The 16,432-nt window shown below is 71.2% G+C and carries 16 protein-coding genes and 2 pseudogenes; 8 read left to right on the forward strand and 10 right to left on the reverse strand.

Annotated elements, in window-relative coordinates; all coding sequences use genetic code 11:
• Positions 1-119: 119 nt before the first annotated feature.
• Positions 120-905, reverse strand: coding sequence for a hypothetical protein (locus ACFWJX_RS28330; RefSeq protein WP_383248661.1), 786 nt, complete (start codon positions 903-905; stop codon positions 120-122).
• A 42-nt stretch (positions 906-947) separates the two neighbouring features.
• A complete protein-coding gene (locus tag ACFWJX_RS28335) occupies positions 948-1,280 on the reverse strand; it encodes an LAETG motif-containing sortase-dependent surface protein (RefSeq protein WP_383248663.1) in 333 nt (110 codons plus the stop codon).
• A 109-nt stretch (positions 1,281-1,389) separates the two neighbouring features.
• Between ACFWJX_RS28335 and ACFWJX_RS28340 the strand changes: the two genes are divergently transcribed.
• The 5 genes and pseudogenes from ACFWJX_RS28340 to ACFWJX_RS28360 form a co-directional block, all read left to right on the forward strand.
• Positions 1,390-1,776, forward strand: a complete 387-nt coding sequence (locus tag ACFWJX_RS28340; protein WP_383248665.1) for a hypothetical protein — start codon at positions 1,390-1,392, stop codon at positions 1,774-1,776.
• Positions 1,777-2,012: 236 nt separating this feature from the next.
• The gene (locus ACFWJX_RS28345) at positions 2,013-3,260 is read left to right on the forward strand and encodes an Ig-like domain-containing protein (RefSeq protein WP_383248667.1); all 1,248 of its coding nucleotides are present in this window, start codon (positions 2,013-2,015) and stop codon (positions 3,258-3,260) included.
• 135 nt (positions 3,261-3,395) lie between these two features.
• A complete protein-coding gene (locus ACFWJX_RS28350; protein ID WP_383248669.1) occupies positions 3,396-4,850 on the forward strand; it encodes an ABC transporter permease in 1,455 nt (484 codons plus the stop codon).
• 36 nt (positions 4,851-4,886) lie between these two features.
• Positions 4,887-5,570, forward strand: a complete 684-nt coding sequence (locus tag ACFWJX_RS28355; RefSeq protein ID WP_383248670.1) for an ABC transporter ATP-binding protein — start codon at positions 4,887-4,889, stop codon at positions 5,568-5,570.
• A 326-nt stretch (positions 5,571-5,896) separates the two neighbouring features.
• Positions 5,897-6,359, forward strand: a pseudogene (locus ACFWJX_RS28360) (group II truncated hemoglobin); the annotation flags it as partial.
• Between the two features lie 25 nt (positions 6,360-6,384).
• Here the strand turns inward: ACFWJX_RS28360 and ACFWJX_RS28365 are convergent.
• Positions 6,385-7,308 (reverse strand): helix-turn-helix domain-containing protein, encoded by a 924-nt coding sequence (locus tag ACFWJX_RS28365; protein WP_383248672.1) that lies wholly within the window; start codon positions 7,306-7,308, stop codon positions 6,385-6,387.
• Between the two features lie 170 nt (positions 7,309-7,478).
• Between ACFWJX_RS28365 and ACFWJX_RS28370 the strand changes: the two genes are divergently transcribed.
• Positions 7,479-8,519 (forward strand): NAD(P)-dependent alcohol dehydrogenase, encoded by a 1,041-nt coding sequence (locus ACFWJX_RS28370; RefSeq protein WP_383248674.1) that lies wholly within the window; start codon positions 7,479-7,481, stop codon positions 8,517-8,519.
• Between the two features lie 70 nt (positions 8,520-8,589).
• Here the strand turns inward: ACFWJX_RS28370 and ACFWJX_RS28375 are convergent.
• From ACFWJX_RS28375 to ACFWJX_RS28400, 6 genes and pseudogenes are all read right to left on the reverse strand, one after another.
• Positions 8,590-9,262, reverse strand: a pseudogene (locus ACFWJX_RS28375) (FecCD family ABC transporter permease); the annotation flags it as partial.
• 84 nt (positions 9,263-9,346) lie between these two features.
• Positions 9,347-10,087, reverse strand: a complete 741-nt coding sequence (locus ACFWJX_RS28380) for a hypothetical protein (protein ID WP_383248676.1) — start codon at positions 10,085-10,087, stop codon at positions 9,347-9,349.
• Positions 10,088-10,190: 103 nt separating this feature from the next.
• Positions 10,191-10,772, reverse strand: coding sequence for a hypothetical protein (locus ACFWJX_RS28385; protein WP_383248678.1), 582 nt, complete (start codon positions 10,770-10,772; stop codon positions 10,191-10,193).
• The gene (locus ACFWJX_RS28390; RefSeq protein WP_383248680.1) at positions 10,765-11,406 is read right to left on the reverse strand and encodes a hypothetical protein; all 642 of its coding nucleotides are present in this window, start codon (positions 11,404-11,406) and stop codon (positions 10,765-10,767) included. Before ACFWJX_RS28390 ends, ACFWJX_RS28385 begins: the two co-directional genes overlap by 8 nt.
• Positions 11,407-11,452: 46 nt before the next feature.
• Positions 11,453-12,553 (reverse strand): serine hydrolase domain-containing protein, encoded by a 1,101-nt coding sequence (locus tag ACFWJX_RS28395; protein WP_383248682.1) that lies wholly within the window; start codon positions 12,551-12,553, stop codon positions 11,453-11,455.
• A gap of 9 nt (positions 12,554-12,562) precedes the next feature.
• A complete protein-coding gene (locus ACFWJX_RS28400) occupies positions 12,563-13,171 on the reverse strand; it encodes a DUF4291 domain-containing protein (RefSeq protein WP_383248684.1) in 609 nt (202 codons plus the stop codon).
• Between the two features lie 234 nt (positions 13,172-13,405).
• Between ACFWJX_RS28400 and msrA the strand changes: the two genes are divergently transcribed.
• Entirely contained in the window at positions 13,406-13,918 is a 513-nt protein-coding gene (msrA, locus tag ACFWJX_RS28405; protein WP_383248686.1) for a peptide-methionine (S)-S-oxide reductase MsrA, read from the forward strand.
• 103 nt (positions 13,919-14,021) lie between these two features.
• Here the strand turns inward: msrA and ACFWJX_RS28410 are convergent, their stop codons facing one another.
• On the reverse strand, positions 14,022-15,140 hold the full coding sequence (locus ACFWJX_RS28410) for a hypothetical protein (protein ID WP_383248688.1): 1,119 nt from the start codon (positions 15,138-15,140) through the stop codon (positions 14,022-14,024).
• A 131-nt stretch (positions 15,141-15,271) separates the two neighbouring features.
• Here ACFWJX_RS28410 and ACFWJX_RS28415 point away from each other — a divergent pair, with 131 nt between their 5' ends.
• The gene (locus ACFWJX_RS28415; protein ID WP_383248690.1) at positions 15,272-16,426 is read left to right on the forward strand and encodes a cystathionine gamma-synthase; all 1,155 of its coding nucleotides are present in this window, start codon (positions 15,272-15,274) and stop codon (positions 16,424-16,426) included.
• The last annotated feature ends 6 nt before the right edge of the window (positions 16,427-16,432 follow it).

Raw genomic sequence — 16,432 nt, forward strand, 5'->3', positions numbered from 1 at the left:
GGGGGTCGGGCGGGGGGGGGCCGCCCCCGATGCCCCGCGGCCGTCTGTCGCGGGGGGGGGCCCCCGCCCCGGGGGGGGGGGGGCGGGGGGCCCGCCCCCCGACGTGGTTACCGGTGTGCCTACTTGAGCTTGGCGACCTGCGCCTGGACCACGGCGGCCGGGATGTCGGCGGCCTTGCCCGAGCCGAGCGAGGCGAAGTTCACCGTGTAGAACGTGGCGATGGTGTTGCCCTTGCGCACGACGTCCGTGTGGAAGGTGGCCGAGCCCTCACCGTCCATGTCGACGTCCTCGGAGAACGCGACCGACTCGTCGCCCAGCCCAGAGCCCTTCTCCGAGACCACCTTGGTGACCTTGGAGTTCTCGCCGCCGGTGGCCAGGCCGTACCCGGCGGAGCAGGCGGTCACGCCGTCGGAGAGGGCCTTCATGGCCTTCTCGGCGCCGTCGCCCTCGTACGAGGACAGGCCCACGAACGTCATGTCGATGTCGAAGGCGTCGGCCAGGTCCTCCGGCTGCGCCGTGGCGCCCGAAACCTTGTCCTCGGCGACGGAGTTGCTCGCGTTCGCGGCCGTCTCGCCCGGAGCCAGACCGGCCGTCGCCCACGCGAGCGGGTCGCACGCCGGCTTGTCCGTCTTCACTTCCGACTTCGACTTCGGCAGGGTGTCGTCACCCGCGTCGACCTTGTAGCCCTTGACCTCGCCCTGGGCGAGGAGCAGCTTCTCCAGCTCGGCCGCGGTCAGCGCCTTCGCGGCCGGGGCCGAGGACGCCGAGGAGGAGGAGTCGGAACCCTTCGAGGATCCCTTGGAGTCCTTCTTCGACCCGTCGTCCGAGCAGCCCGTGATGAGGACGAGCGACAGTGCGCCCACAGCAGCCGTGGCGCACAGCCGCGCCCCCGATGATCTCTTCATGAGCGGACTATGAGGGTTTCGTCAAGGAAGCGTCAAATCAATTCAGAAACCCAGACGTTCCCGGCGAACCGAATACACGACGAAGCCGGCGCCGAGCGCGAGGAGGCCGGTCCCGCCCACGATGTACGGGGTGGTGTCGAAGCTTCCGGTGTCCGCGAGGCGGGTGCCGCCGGAGGTGCTGTCGGAGGTGTCGCCGGTGAGGGCGGTGCCTGCGCTGTCCGTGGACGCGGCCCGCGCCTGGGTGGTGACCTGCGTCGTCACGGCCGTTCTCATCGGCTCGTCCTGGGTCGCCTGGGCGTTCGGGACGAACCACAGAGCACCCAGCAGGGTTCCCGCGGCGGTGGCGGTCAGCAAGGGACGGCGAGCGGATGACACGGAATATCGATCCCCTTGTGGTGCTGGCGAATTGGCCGTGTGGACCGATGCTAATGAAAGTCCCGGGTCGCGGGAAAGTCGCGGGAGCCGTCAGTCGTACGCTCCGTGCATGACTTCTGAAAAGACATCACGATTTGTCCGCCTTCGTGTCGAACTCGTCCTGGAGATCGACGACGAGGGCGCCCTCACCAAGGCGGCACTGCGGCGACTCGCGGAGGAGGCCGCCGACCCGGGGATGCCGGAGAGCGAGCGCGCGCATGCGGAGAGCGCTGTGACGGAAGACACCGCCGAGGCCCTCGCCTGTCTCGTGGACCCGTTCGACCTGGTCAGCGAGATCCCCGGCGTGGAACTCCAACAGGCCTCCTGGTCCACCGAGCCCGTCGACTACGACCCCGATTCGCCCGGCTGGGATCTCGACGAGGATGATGACGGCGAGGACGGCGAGGACGGCGCGGCGGACGCCGAAGGGGACGGCCGCGCGGGCGGCATCGGCTGAGCTTCCCGGGGAATTGATGACCCCGGGACGGCAACCGCCGCCCGGGGTTTCGTCGTCTCACAGGACGCATTGACCGACACCCGCACCAGGGGCCCCGGACGGGGGACCGAGCGCCCGCGGACGTGGTGTGGCCCACACATGTGACATATGTGGAACGGGGCGAACCGGTCGTAGCGTTGAAGGTCTTGACGGGGACTCCCGGTTACCGGGAATCGGCGACGATGGAGAAGCGTGTGATGACGGACAGTAGGCGGCGCAAGGGTCTCATGACCGCGTCCGCACTGCTCGGCGGTGTTCTGGTGCTCTCTGCGTGCTCCGGCGGCGACAGTGACGCCGCCGACGGCGGAGGCAGCTCCTCGCAGGCCAAGGCCGACGAGGCGGCGGCCCAGAAGTCCTCCGAGGCCCAGATCAAGATCACACCTGCGGACGGCTCGAACAACGCCTCCATCAACAACTCCGCGACCGTCACCGTGAGCAAGGGCACGCTCACCCAGGTGACGATGACCGCGGCCGACGGCAGCACGGTGGCGGGCGAGCTGTCCGCCGACAAGACCAGCTGGAAGCCCGGCGTCCAGCTGGAGCGCTCGACCACCTACAAGCTGGCGGCGACCGCGAAGGACGCCAAGGGCCTGGAGGCCCACGAGAACGCCTCCTTCACCACGGTCTCCCCGGACAACAGCTTCATAGGCAACTTCACGCCGGAGGACGGCTCGACCGTCGGCGTGGGCATGCCGGTCTCCATCAACTTCAACAAGGAGATCACCAACAAGGCCGCCGTCCAGAAGGGCGTCACGGTCAACACCACCAGCGGCCAGGAAGTCGTCTGCCACTGGTTCAGCACCACCCGCATGGACTGCCGGCCCGAGGACTACTGGCAGGAGAACTCCACCGTCACGCTGAAGCTCGCGCTCGACGGTGTCGAGGGTGCCGACGGGGTCTTCGGAGTCCAGCAGAAGACCGTCACCTTCAAGATCGGCCGCAACCAGGTCACGTACGTCGACGCGAAGACCAAGCAGATGAAGGTCACGCAGGACGGCAAGACCGTGCGGACCATCCCGATCTCGGCCGGCTCGCCCGACAACAAGACGTACGAGGGCCAGATGGTGATCTCCGAGAAGTTCAAGGAGACCCGGATGAACGGCGCGACGGTCGGCTTCACCGACGACGACGGCAAGGGCGAGTACGACATCAAGGACGTGCCGCACGCCATGCGTCTGACCAGCTCCGGCACCTTCCTGCACGGCAACTACTGGGGCGCGAAGTCCATCTTCGGCTCGGTGAACACCAGCCACGGCTGCGTCGGCCTGTCCGACACCAAGGGCGCCGACGACCCGAACACGCCGGCCGCCTGGTTCTACAACAGCTCGATCGTCGGTGACGTCGTCGTGGTCCAGAACACCGGCGACAAGACCGTCTCGCCGGACAACGGCCTCAACGGCTGGAACATGGACTGGGCGCAGTGGAAGGCCGGTTCGGCCGCCTGACGCACATCCCGCTCGCAGTCTTCCGATGCCGCCCCCAGGGGCGGCATCGGTGTTTCCGGGGCCGGGCACAGCCTTCTCATGCTCCTCTTATCTCAGCCTTATGGCTTCATCACGGGCCGTACCTAGCTTGCGGCCATGTTCTTCACCTACCTGAGGCGCGAACTGCGCCGCCGCAGAAAAGCGGCCCTCGTCGTCGCCTCCGGACTGGCCCTGGGCATCGCGCTCGTCATCGTCGTCACCTCCGTCTCCTCCGGCATGGGGAAGGCCCAGGACAAGGTCCTCCAGTCCCTGTACGGCCTGGGCACGGACATGACGGTCACCAAGGCGGCCGCGCCCACCGCCGACACCTCCGAGCGTCCGCGCTTCCAGTTCGACGCGCAGGACGGCGACTCCGACGCCGAGCAGAGCAGCGACCGCGTCATGGTCCAGGGCTTCCAGACCCTGTCGGCCGCCACCGTCACCGAGGTCGGCAAGCAGAGCGGCGTCTCCGACGCGGTCGGCGGGCTGAGCCTCCAGGTCATCAAGGTGAACGGCCAGTTCACCCGCGGTCAGTTCCAGCAGGGTGAGGGAGGCGGCGGGCAGGGCGGACCCGGCGGCGGCACCGGCCAGCCGCAGGGCGAGGTCCAGGGCGGCGGCGCGAACTTCGACGTCGACAACTACTCGGTCTTCGGCACCGACGTCACCGAGCCCGCGCTCGGCCCGCTGACCTCCTCCAAGATCACCAGTGGCCGTACCTTCAAGACCACCGAGGCGAACGCCAAGGTCGCCGTCGTGGACTCGGCCTACGCCAAGGAGAAGAAGCTCAAAGCCGGTTCGACGGTCACCATCAAGAGCGTCAAGTACAGCGTCATCGGCATCGCCACCGCCGACAGCGGGGACTCCGCCGCCAACGTCTACATCCCGCTGACGCAGGCTCAGACGCTCAGCGACTCCAAGGACAAGGTCACCACGATCTACGTCCAGGCGACCGACTCCCAGAAGATCGACAGCGTCAAGTCCGCGATCCAGAAGAACGTCTCGGGTACGACGGTGACGACCTCCGCCGACCTCGCCGACACCGTCTCCGGCTCCCTCTCCACGGCCTCCTCGCTGGCCACCAGCGTCGGCAAGTGGCTGTCCATCGCGGTGCTCGTCGCCGCGTTCCTGGTCGCCGGACTGCTCACCTCCTCGGCGGTGTCCCGGCGCGTGCGGGAGTTCGGCACGCTCAAGGCCCTGGGCTGGAAGTCCGGCCGGGTCACCGGTCAGGTCGTGGGCGAGGCGATGGTCAACGGCCTCCTCGGCGGCGCCCTGGGCATCGCGCTCGGCCTCGGCGGCGCCTACGTGGTGACCGCCGTCAGCCCCACCCTCCAGGCCGAGATGGGCGGCGGCACCGGCGGCGGCCAGGGCGGTCCCGGCGGCGGTGGCGGCTTCGGCGGCGGCCGACAGGCGGCGGCCCGCACGCTCGACGTGGCGCTGACGGCGCCGGTCAGCGTCACGACGGTGGCCGTGGCGGTCGGACTTGCCGTCGCCGGCGGTCTGATCGCGGGGGCGTTCGGCGGCTGGCGGGCGTCCCGGCTGCGGCCGGCCGACGCGCTGCGCCGCGTCGAGTAGCCAACCCCCTCACCTACCTCAGGAGTTGTTGTCCCCATGTACGAACTCAGAGGCGTCACCAAGCGCTACACCCGCGGCAAGGACACCGTCCACGCCCTCGCCGGTGTCGACCTGACCATCCCGGACGGCGACCGGCTCGTCATCCAGGGCCCCACCGGAGGCGGCAAGTCCACCCTCCTCCAGATGATCGGCGGGCTCGACCGGCCCAGCGAGGGCGAGGTCGTCCTCGACGGCACCGATCTGGCCAAGCTGTCCGAGGCCAGGCTGACCAAGGTGCGCAGCGAGAACATCGGCTTCGTCTTCCAGTCCTTCAACCTCATCCCGACGCTCACCGCGCAGGAGAACGTCGAGACCGCCCTCGTCCCGCTCGGCGTGAAGGCCAAGGAGCGGCGCGAACGGGCCGCCGAGGCACTGAAGTCGGTCGGCCTCGGCGAGCGGCTCGGACACATCCCCGGCGAGATGTCCGGCGGCCAGCAGCAGCGCGTCGCCATCGCCCGCGCGCTGGTGAAGCAGCCCAAGGTGCTGCTCGCCGACGAGCCGACCGGCAACCTCGACGAGGGCATGCGCGACGAGATCATGGACGTACTGCACACCATGTGGAAGGAGCACGGCCTGACCTTCATCATGGTCACCCACGACTCCGCGATCGCGAGGAAGGCCCCGCGCGTGGCCACGATCCGCAAGGGCAAGATCACGGTGAAGGAGAACGCGGGCTCCTGACCGCGCGGTTCCCCCCACGCGGTACGGCGTCCCCGTGACCCGGCCCGCCGAGCGCTGAGCGAACGGCCCCCGGAGCAGCAGTTTGGATCTCGTGGTCGTCGCAACACCCCTGCTCGGGGTGTGCGATGGACTTCGAGGTCCGGGACCGTTCGGTCAACCGGGGGCGCCGTTCCCCGACCGAGGAACGGCGCGTCTGCCTTCAGCTCATGCAGCGGTGTGAGCCACGCGGAGGCATCCCGGATCGTCGGCATCAACCTCCGGGCGGGGAAGCGGTGGCGTGACGGCCGAGCCCCATCCGGCCGGGACGCCGGGGCGCCACCGATCACGGCGGTGGCGCCGCCGCGCCCACCCTCGACGCCTGGGCGGGCGGCGCCGAGGCCTTCTCCCGCCTCAGCGAGACCTCCTACGCCAAAGTCACCAAGGACGACCTCCTCGCCGCCGTCTTCGCGGGCCCCGCCGCCGAGCACGCCGAGCACGCCGCCCTCTGGCTCGCGGAGGTCTTCGGCGGCCCCCCCGGCCTACTCGGAGACCCGGGGCGGCCACGGCCACATGGTCGCCGAGCACTTCGGCCGCGGCATCACCGAGCCCCAGCGGCGCCGCCGGGTCGACCTCGTCCACGACACCGCCGACGAGGCGGGCCTGCCCACCGACGCCGAGTTCCGCACCGCGTTCCTCGCCGACATCGACTGGGGCACCCGCCTCGCCGTCCACTTCTCCGGCCCCGACGCCGAACCGTCGGCCGACCAGCCGGTCCCGCTCTGGAGCTGGGGCGCGGCACCGCCGTACCAGGACCGAACGGGCGGCTCGGCGCGCTTCAGGCCGACAGCGGCGGCCTGGGACCGGCGGAGCCCAGGCGGCCCGGGTCGGCGCCCCAGCTGGCCAGGAGGCGGAGAGCCTCCGCAGAGGGGGAGTCCGGGTCCGCGTGGTACGACACCATCGACTGCTCGCTCTCGCCGAGCAGCTGGAACCCCTCGAAGTTCAGGGACAGGTCGCCCACCAGCGGATGGTGCAGCAGCTTCACGCCGTAGGACTTCTCCTTGACGTCGTGGGTCGCCCACAGCCGCCGGAAGTCCTCGCTCTTGACCGACAACTCGCCCACCAGCGCCGACAGCCGTGGGTCGTCCGGATAGCAGCCGGCGTCCATCCGCAGCGTGCACACGATGTCGATCGCCTTCTGCTCCCAGTCCACGAACAGGTCGCGGTAGTCGGGCCGCAGGAACACCAGCCGCGCCCAGTTCCGCTCGGCGACCGGCAGCTCGCCCCAGTCCCCGAAGACGGCCGCCGCCATCCGGTTCCAGGCGAGGATCTCCGACCGCCGCCCGACGATGTACGCGGGCACCCCGTCCATCAGGTCCAGCAGCTGCCGCAGCGCCGGCCGCACCTGCTGGGACCGCGTCGTCGGCTTCTTCTTGTGCTGCTTCGGCTTGGCGAGATGGGTCAGGTGGGCGTGCTCGGCGTCGGTCAGCCGGAGCGCGCGGGCGATGGAGTCCAGCACCTCGGCCGACACGTTCCGCCCGTTGCCCTGCTCCAGGCGCGTGTAGTACGCCACCGACACCCCGGCCAGCTGGGCCAGCTCCTCGCGCCGCAGCCCCGGCACCCGCCGGTGCCGTCCGAAGTCGGGCAGCCCCACGTCCTCCGGCTTCAGCCGGGCGCGCCGGGTGCGCAGGAACTCGCTGAGTTCGGCGCGCCGGTCCAGCCGCCCGCCGGGCTGCGGTACGGCTTCGGCCTGTTCGTCCATGCGTCCAGTATTCACGGTCGTACGCAGGCGATCCTGACCCCGCCAGTGGTAGGCACAGCGAACGTAGGCACAGGTGAGGCCTGGGTGGACGCCGGGAAACAGGGCAGGCTGGACGTCGTGCCCGGTCCGAAGGCAGACCGGGCGTACGACCCGCTAGGAGAATCCCCGGCATGACCACTGTTGCTGCGTACGCCGCCCCCTCCGCCAAGGCTCCGCTCGAGCGCACGACGATCGAGCGACGAGAGGTCCGCGAGTTCGACGTCCTGATCGACATCAAGTTCGCCGGCATCTGCCACTCCGACATCCACCAGGCCCGCGAGGGCTGGGGCGAGGCCATCTTCCCGATGGTGCCCGGCCACGAGATCGCCGGCGTCGTCACCGAGGTCGGCCCCGGTGTGACGAAGTTCGCCGTCGGCGACCGCGTGGGCGTCGGCTGCCTCGTCGACTCCTGCCGTGAGTGCGACAACTGCAAGGCCGGCCTGGAGCAGTACTGCACCGGCGGCAGCGTCGGCACGTACAACGCCGTCGGCAAGGACGGCGAGCCCACGTACGGCGGCTACGCCGAGAAGATCGTCGTCGACGAGAACTACGTCGTCCGCATACCCGACGGCCTCGCCCTCGACGTGGCCGCCCCGCTGCTCTGCGCCGGCATCACCACCTACTCCCCCCTGAAGCACTGGAACGCCGGGCCCGGCAAGAAGGTCGCCGTCCTCGGCATGGGCGGTCTGGGCCACATGGGCGTCAAGATCGCGCACGCCCTCGGCGCCGAGGTGACCGTGCTGTCCCAGTCGCTGCGCAAGAAGGACGACGGCCTCAAGCTGGGCGCCGCCCACTACTACGCCACCAGCGACCCGGAGACCTTCAGGGAACTGGCCGGCACCTTCGACCTGATCCTCTCCACCGTCTCCGCCCCGCTCGACCTGGACGCCTACCTGGCCCTGCTGAGGACGGACGGCGCCTTCGTGAACGTCGGCGCCCCCGAGGAGCCCGTCGCGCTCAACCTGTTCTCGGTGATCGGCGGCCGCAAGACCCTCGCCGGCTCCGGCATAGGCGGCATCCAGGAGACCCAGGAGATGCTGGACTTCTGCGCCGAGCACGGCTTCGGCGCGGAGATCGAGCTGATCAGCGCCTCCGAGATCAACGAGGCCTACGAGCGGGTGCTGGCCAGCGACGTCCGCTACCGCTTCGTGATCGACACGGCGACCATCTGACCTTCCGCGTCACCTGGTCACCTCACGACGGGCCCCCGGCCGCAGGCATGCCGGGGGCCCTCGTCGTACGTCATCCGCCGGACCGCCGCCGGCCCAGCAGCCACAGCAGGTACGGCCCCCCGACGAGCGCGGTCAGCGCGCCGACCGGGATCTCCAGCGGGGGCGGCAGCGTACGGGCGGCCAGATCGGCGCCGACCAGAACGGCCGCGCCGGTCCGCGCCGAGGTCAGCAGCGGCAGGTGGGGCGTACGGGTGAGGCGGCGGGCCAGCTGGGGCGCGGTGAGGGGCGAAGAAGCCGATGGGCCCGGCCGCCCCGGTCGCCGTCGCGGCGAGGACCACCCCCAGGACCGTCAGGCCGAGCCGCACCCGGTCCACCCGCACGCCGAGCGCGGCGGCCGTGTTCGGGTCGAGCCCCAGCGGCCGTACCGCCCGGCCCGCCCACACCAGCGTGGGCACGGCGAACAGCAGCACGGTGGCGAGCGGACCTGCCTGGTCCCAGCCGCGCCCGTTGAGGCTGCCGGTGAGCCACAGCTTGATCTGCTCGGCGGCCTCCAGCTCGATGCCGGTGAGATAGAGCTGCACGACCGAGGAGAGGGCCACGCCGACGCCGACCCCGGTCAGCACGAACCGGTGCGGGTGCATCCCCCGGCGCCAGGCGAGGGCGTACAAGAGAGCCGCCGCGCCGAGCCCGCCCGCGACCGAGACGGCCGGCATCGCGCCGGGGGAGGTGATCACGCCGGTCGCCTTGACTGGAGTCGGAGGGGCGGATTCCGGAGGGGGTGATTCCGGAGGGTGGGTGCAGGGACCGGTCGGGGGCGGTGGCCGGGCTCAGTCTGCGGGGAAGGAGTCGCCGGCGCCGTAGGACCGGACGAGGACTCCGCCGGCCGGCGCCGGGCGTACGGAGTGGGCGCGGCCCGGTCCGGCGACATGCGCCCGTCCGTCCGCGACCCGCACCACCGTGTTCTCGTCGACGGCGACCCCGTGCGCCAGCCACCCGTCCGCCACGACCGCGGCCAGCCGCGCCAGCGTCCCCCACTGTGCCGCGTGCACATCCACGCCGAACGGCACGAGCCCGAGTCCGGGCCGCACCTCGACCTCCTCCAGGTCCTCCGCGGTGTCCGGCGGGCACACCGCCACCCCGTCCACCAGCCAGCCGCCGAGCACCGCGTGCCGGGCCGCGATCACGGCCCCCGCGGAGAAACCGGCGTACGGCACACCCCGCTGCGCGAGCAGCGCGGGCAGGGTGTCGAGACTCCCGCCGAACGCCTCGTGGTACGCCGGCGTCAGCCCACCGCACACCAGCAGCGCGTCCACGTCCGCCGTCAGCGCCCCCGGCTCGAACGGCTCCCCGAGCGGCAGCAGCAGCGGCACCGGCGTGCAGTCGCCGGCCTTGCGCAGCAGCGTGTCGTACCGGGCGAAGAGATCGGCGCCGGCGCCCTCGTCGACGAGGACGCACAGCACGCGGGGCACGGCCGCCGAGGCGGCGCGCAGGAACGGGCCGTAGACCGCTTCGGCGGCCGACTCGTCACTGCCGCCGCCGATCAGGAACACGTCACTGCTGCCACTCATGCGGATCTCCCCCCGGGTTGTACGGATGACGCGTAGTAACTCATGACCGGGCGGCCGCGCGCTCCCGTTTTTCGGGAGGGGCAGCCTTCGGCGGTTGCCGGGGTCAGCAGCCGGAGGGGTGGCGGGAGAGCCAGTCGCGGTGGCGGGCGCGCAGGCGGTCCCGTTCCGCGGGGGTGGTCAGGACGGCGTCCGCGCCGCCGTCGTACGGGTGGTGGACGCGGCGCAGACCGGTGTCGGTGAGGAAGACGTCGACGATCTCCTCGTCCGCGACGGCCCGCAGCAGGTCGTCGACACAGCCGCGCCGCCACGGCCGGCGGTCGGCGTAGAAACGGGAGTAGGTGTGGAACCCCGGGTCCGGGCCCGACAGGTCCGGCTCCGTCCACCACAGGACACCGTCCGGGTGCAGTTCCCGGCGCGGGGTGGGAAAGCCGGCGGGCCCGCCCGCGGTGGACGACCAGTCGCTGGTCACCACGAACACCTCCTGCTCCCCGAAGAGTTCGTCGAGCACGGTGTTGTGGCGGTGCAGCACGATCGCGTACTCGTCCTCGGACTCCGGGTGGCGCTTCGACTCGGGGAGGCTGTGGAAACGCACCCACCGGTCGGCGAACACGGTGCGGAAGGTGTGCGCGACGGGCGGGACGGACGGGTGCCGCTCCCGCCAGAGGCGTGCCAGGTCCTCACCCACCGCCACGGCTCCACAGGGTCACGTCACTGCTGGTCGCGACGGCGAGGGTGCGTCCGGAGGGGGAGAAACCGACGGCGCGGAGTGTGGAGTAGCTCGAGTGGAAGACGTGCCACCACTTCTCGCCGTGCGGGCCGTGGTGCGGCAGTCCGTCGCCGTGGGAGAGCAGGACGCGTTCGTTCGGCCAGGCCGGCTGGACGACCTCCACCGACCAGCCGTCCCCGGTGCCGGAGTGCAGCCCTCCGCCGAACAGGCCCGCGATGTGCACTCTGGTGCCGGCGATCGGCCCCAGCCCCGGACACGACAGGTCCTCGCTCTCGTCGGGCGTGCCGTCCTCGGGCGCGGGGTCGCGGTCGCGGGCGATCTTCTCGCCGGTGACGGCGTCGAAGAGGCCATGGCCGTCCTGCGAGACGACCATCACCAGGTCGTTCCCACTGCCCGGATGCACGGCGAACCCGATCCCGAGCAGCCCGCCGACGGGGGCGAGGGAGGAACCGAAGACGGCCCGCCAGGGCGCCGGCGCGGCCACCACCGGCGCGGCCAGCAGCCGGTCCCGCATGGCCAACTGGTACTCGGAAAGCCCCGCTTCGGGGTCCGGCCGCTCCAGGGAGGGGATTCCGGCGGTCCACTTCACCATCTGGTCATGCTCCTGGAGTTCCGTTCTGGAGGGGCGCACTGGTCTCTCACAGTCCTTGGAGTCCGTCGTAGGCGGCCATCACGATCTCCAGTCCCCGGTTGTCGTCGCCCGGCTCGCGCATCTGGTTGGTCACGTACGCGACGGCCATGCGCGCGGCGGGGTCGATCATCACGAGCGAACCGCCCCAGCCGCCCCAACCGTAGGTGCCGCCGAAGATCCCGTAGCCGAGACCCCACGTCACCGGCATCCCCAGGACCCGGTCCTCGCCGCTGAACTGCTCCTCGCGCGCACGGTCACAGCCCGCCTGCGACAGCAGCCGCACCCCGCGCAGCGAGCCCCCGCAGGCCATCACCGACTGGACGAGGGCGACCGAGCGGGCGTTGCCGTACCCGCTCGCGGCCGGAATCTGCGCACGCCGCCAGGCGACGCTGTTCCCGTCACGGACACGGATCGGCGTGGCCGCGGTCGGAACGGCATCGCCACCGGGTGCGCTCGCGCGAAAGTCCCCGTCCCGTCCCGGCGGCGGGACAGTGCCGGCCACCCGGTGGTCGTGCTCGGCGGAGAGCCCCATACGGAAGTCCGCGCCCAGCGGTCCGGCGACCTCGGCGGCGAAGAACTCGCCGGGGCTCCGCCCGGTGATCCGGCGTACGACCTCACCCACGAGGAACCCCTGGGTGAGGGAGTGATACCCGGCCGCGGTGCCCGGCTCCCACTGCGGCGCCTGCGCGGCCAGCCGAGCCGTGGCGGCCGGCCAGTCGTACAGCTCGGCCACCGGCCCGTCCCAGTCGGGCAGACCGGCGGTGTGCGCGAGGAGATGCCGTACCAGCACGCCCTCCTTGCCCGCCGCGGCGAACTCCGGCCAGTACCGGGCGACGGGCGCGGCCGGATCCAGTTCGCCACGGTCGGCCAGCAGCAGGGCGCACAGGGCGGTCATCGTCTTCGTGACGGACCAGACGTTGACGATGGTGTCCCGCTCCCACGGAACCGTCCGCTCCGCGTCGGCGAACCCACCCCACACATCCACCACCGGCTCACCGTCCACGAAGACCGCCACGGAACCACCGGCGTCCCCACGGTCCAGCGAAGCGGCCAACGCGGTCGGAACCGCGACGAACAGATGATCGTACGAGCCCTGAATGTCGGCCATGCTCAGTATCTAGCCCGCCCGGCCGGGGGAGCGGCAACCGAATTCGGCGACGGGAGGGGCCGGGTAGGGCCGTTCGGGCGGCAGCAGCCCGGCCGCCGCGTCGAGGTCGCCGCTGGTCACGTGGGTGCGTATCGCGCGGGCGACCGGCGTCACATCACGGACGGCGACCGTCCACTCGTCGGCGTAGCGCCGTACGGCCTCCCCGGTGAGACCGAGCTGCAGCGACCGGTACGGCAGGGCTCGCAGGCGCAGGTCCCGCTCGGGATCCCACTGCACGCGAGCGGGCGCACGCTTCAACTGACGCTGCCAGGCCGCACGGTCGGGATGCACTCCGCGCACGTAACTCGACAGACACGCATGCCGCAGCGCCCACTCGAAGCCGTCACGGGTGATCTCGACGGCGAGGACCGTCTCCTGCCCGGCCTTCTCACCCCAGCCGCAGCGGTACATCATCCACAGGAACGACGGCTTGATCCACGTCATCCGGTCCCGCTTCCACGCGGCGGGAAAACGGCCGTCGCGGGCGGCGGGCACGCCGATCTCCGGTGAGTACGCCTGGTAGACGGTGATCGTGGATTCCCCGTACAGGGCGCGGATCCGGCGTTGCGGTTCTTCCATGGCGTACAGCGTGCGGCGGGCCGATCGGGGAGACCACCGGTTTTCCCTTGGCCGGCTCGCCGACAGCTCGGATCCCGGCCTGGGAGCAGCCGCCGCAGGTGGGCGCAGGCCCGGTCGGAGCGGCGCGGAATCGCCTGGGGCCGTCTGGCGTTGAGGGGAGTGGCCAGGGGAGGCCGGTGGAGTGTGAGCCGTGCAGCCCCGAGTGACCGAGCTGACAGATATTGGAGGGCCGTAATGGCTGCGCAGACGCAGAGGGCAGTGTTGGCAGGCGGATGCTTCTGGGGGATGGAGGAGCTGATCCGCCGGCAGACGGGCGTGACGGCGACCCGGGTCGGATACACCGGGGGCGACGTGCCGAACGCGACCTACCGTGATCACGGCACGCACGCGGAGGCCATCGAGATCCTCTTCGACCCTGCGAAGACCGACTTCCGCACGATCCTGGAGTTCTTCTTCCAGATCCACGACCCGAGCACCAAGAACCGCCAGGGCAACGACATCGGTCTCAGCTACCGCTCGGCGATCTACTACGTGGACGACGAGCAGAAGCGGATCGCCGAGGACACGATCGCGGACGTGAACGCCTCCGGACTGTGGCCGGGCGAGGTCGTCACCGAGGTGGAGCCGGTCGGCCCGTTCTGGGAGGCCGAGCCCGAGCACCAGGACTACCTCCAGCGTTACCCGAACGGCTACACGTGCCACTTCCCGCGCCCGGGATGGCGGCTGCCCGCCCGCGCGAAGGACTGACCGCTAGGCGCCCGGCGGAAGGCGCGGGCTCACTGGCCGCCCCGGGGCATTCCGGTCCGGGGCCGGTTCGGGTTCCTCAGGTCCGGGCTCCTCAGGTCGGGGCTCAGTGCGGGAGCGACGCAGGGTTGCCGCCGTTCGCCTCGTATCCCGCCACCGCCATCGCGCGGTACAGCGCGAACTCACCCGCCGGGTCGGCCGACAGGGTCCAGGGGAGCGCGCCCACGTGCCCGTCGACGTGTATCAGCTGGTTCACCGCCTCGGACCAGCGCTCGGCGCGCACCAGGAAGAAGACGAGGAGATGGCGGACGTGCGCCAGCATGGGATCGCCGGGGCGGGCCGCGTGGACGGCGTAGAGGGCGCCGTGGATCGCCTTGGTCACGACCTCGCTCTGGTAGAAGCCGGTCACCAGGTTCACCTCGGGGAGGTGCTCGAACACCGCGAAGAGGGGCATCGCCGCCAGGAGGGAGCCCTGGGGGGCGCGCGCCGCCGCGGCCTCCGCGAACGACATCGCCGTATCGCGCGAGCCGTGCCACTTCTCGCACCAGTAGTGCAGCGCCGCCAGATGCGCGCCCATGTGCGCCGGGGCGCGGTCCAGGATCTTGAGCCAGAGCTGCTCGAACTCCTGCTGCGAGTAGGCCAGGCCGCGGGCCACCGACAGCTCGACGATGTACGGGATCGGGTCACCGGGGGCGAGCAGTGCCGCCTGCCCGCAGGCGTCCTTCGCCTCTTCCATGATGATCCGGAAGTCGTCCGTGCCGGGCGTCGATGTGCGCCATGCCTGCTGCACGAGGAACTCGGCGTGCACGGCCGCCCCGCCCGCGTCCTTGGGCGCCTCGGCGCGCCAGACCCGCAGCCACTGCCCGCCCGGTGTGTCACTGACCCCGCCGGGCCGCTGGTGAAGCTCCAGCGCGGCCGCGCCGGCGAAGGCCTGCACGCGCTGCCAGCGCCGCTCGCCCTCGGCCTCGGTGCCGGCCAGCAGCTGCTGGGCGGCCCGGTAGTCCTGGGTGCGCTGCACCACGTTCAGAACGTCGAGCAGGTCCTGGTCGGGGCCGGGCATGCGGATGTCCAGCTCCTCCTCGCGGACGAAGCCGTAGTCCGCGGGGTCCGCCGCGTCGGGGTGGCCGGCCGGGACCTGCTCGATCATGCCGCGCCTGCGCCGCAGGACCGGCAGCAGCACGAAGCTGAGCATGACCAGCGCGATCAGGACCCAGAGAATTTCCATGCCTCCAGGGTTCCAGACGCCACCGACAATTGGCCAACCCCCTCCGTCGCCCTGTGGAAAACCTCGCGGCAGGGACGCCGGGCACCCCGCCGTCCCGCACCTTTCCCTCCGGCGCATTACGCTCGGTGCTCATGAGCGACAGGCACATCAGTCAGCATTTCGAGACCCTCGCGATCCACGCGGGCAACACCGCCGATCCCCTCACCGGCGCGGTCGTCCCGCCGATCTACCAGGTCTCGACCTACAAGCAGGACGGCGTCGGCGGCCTGCGCGGCGGCTACGAGTACAGCCGTAGCGCCAACCCGACCAGGACCGCCCTGGAGGAGAACCTGGCAGCCCTCGAGGGCGGCGTCCGGGGTCTCGCGTTCGCTTCCGGACTGGCGGCCGAGGACTGCCTGTTGCGTACGCTGCTCAGCCCCGGCGACCACGTGGTCATCCCGAACGACGCGTACGGCGGCACGTTCCGACTGTTCGCGAAGGTCGTCTCCCGGTGGGGCGTGGAGTGGTCGGTGGCCGACACCAGCGACCCGGCCGCCGTACGGGCCGCGATCACGCCGAAGACGAAGGCGGTGTGGGTGGAGACCCCCTCCAACCCGCTGCTCGGCATCACCGACATCGCGGCCGTCGCCCAGGTGGCGCGGGACGCGGGCGCCCGGCTCGTCGTGGACAACACCTTCGCCACGCCGTACCTCCAGCAGCCGCTGGCGCTCGGCGCGGACGTCGTCGTGCACTCGCTCACCAAGTACATGGGCGGGCACTCGGACGTCGTCGGCGGTGCGCTGATCGTCGGCGACCGGGAACTCGGCGAGGAGCTGGCGTACCACCAGAACGCGATGGGCGCGGTCGCCGGGCCGTTCGACTCCTGGCTGGTGCTGCGCGGCACGAAGACGCTGTCGGTGCGCATGGACCGGCACAGCGAGAACGCGACCAAGGTCGCCGACATGCTGACCCGGCACGCGCGCGTGACGACCGTCCTCTACCCGGGCCTGCCGGACCACCCCGGTCACGAGGTCGCCGCCAAGCAGATGCGGGCGTTCGGCGGCATGGTGTCGTTCCGGGTGGCGGGCGGCGAGGAGGCGGCGGTCGAGGTCTGCAACCGCGCCAAGGTGTTCACGCTGGGCGAGTCCCTCGGCGGCGTCGAGTCGCTGATCGAGCACCCCGGGCGCATGACGCACGCGTCCGCGGCCGGTTCGGCCCTGGAGGTCCCGGCCGACCTGGTGCGGATCTCGGTCGGCATCGAGAACGTCGACGACCTGCTGGCGGACCTCCAGCAGGCTCTCGGCTAGAGCGGG

The organism is Streptomyces sp. NPDC058335 (genome assembly GCF_042723915.1).
Classification (GTDB): domain Bacteria; phylum Actinomycetota; class Actinomycetes; order Streptomycetales; family Streptomycetaceae; genus Streptomyces.

Bases quoted from the DNA above. Each gene is read 5' to 3' on its own strand.
- ACFWJX_RS28330 (WP_383248661.1), bottom strand. From the start codon at position 905: ATGAAGAGATCATCGGGGGCGCGGCTGTGCGCCACGGCTGCTGTGGGC.
- ACFWJX_RS28340 (WP_383248665.1), top strand. From the start codon at position 1,390: ATGACTTCTGAAAAGACATCACGATTTGTCCGCCTTCGTGTCGAACTC.
- ACFWJX_RS28345 (WP_383248667.1), top strand. From the start codon at position 2,013: ATGACGGACAGTAGGCGGCGCAAGGGTCTCATGACCGCGTCCGCACTG.
- ACFWJX_RS28350 (WP_383248669.1), top strand. From the start codon at position 3,396: ATGTTCTTCACCTACCTGAGGCGCGAACTGCGCCGCCGCAGAAAAGCG.
- ACFWJX_RS28355 (WP_383248670.1), top strand. From the start codon at position 4,887: ATGTACGAACTCAGAGGCGTCACCAAGCGCTACACCCGCGGCAAGGAC.
- ACFWJX_RS28365 (WP_383248672.1), bottom strand. From the start codon at position 7,308: ATGGACGAACAGGCCGAAGCCGTACCGCAGCCCGGCGGGCGGCTGGAC.
- ACFWJX_RS28370 (WP_383248674.1), top strand. From the start codon at position 7,479: ATGACCACTGTTGCTGCGTACGCCGCCCCCTCCGCCAAGGCTCCGCTC.
- ACFWJX_RS28380 (WP_383248676.1), bottom strand. From the start codon at position 10,087: ATGAGTGGCAGCAGTGACGTGTTCCTGATCGGCGGCGGCAGTGACGAG.
- ACFWJX_RS28390 (WP_383248680.1), bottom strand. From the start codon at position 11,406: ATGGTGAAGTGGACCGCCGGAATCCCCTCCCTGGAGCGGCCGGACCCC.
- ACFWJX_RS28395 (WP_383248682.1), bottom strand. From the start codon at position 12,553: ATGGCCGACATTCAGGGCTCGTACGATCATCTGTTCGTCGCGGTTCCG.
- ACFWJX_RS28400 (WP_383248684.1), bottom strand. From the start codon at position 13,171: ATGGAAGAACCGCAACGCCGGATCCGCGCCCTGTACGGGGAATCCACG.
- msrA (WP_383248686.1), top strand. From the start codon at position 13,406: ATGGCTGCGCAGACGCAGAGGGCAGTGTTGGCAGGCGGATGCTTCTGG.
- ACFWJX_RS28410 (WP_383248688.1), bottom strand. From the start codon at position 15,140: ATGGAAATTCTCTGGGTCCTGATCGCGCTGGTCATGCTCAGCTTCGTG.
- ACFWJX_RS28415 (WP_383248690.1), top strand. From the start codon at position 15,272: ATGAGCGACAGGCACATCAGTCAGCATTTCGAGACCCTCGCGATCCAC.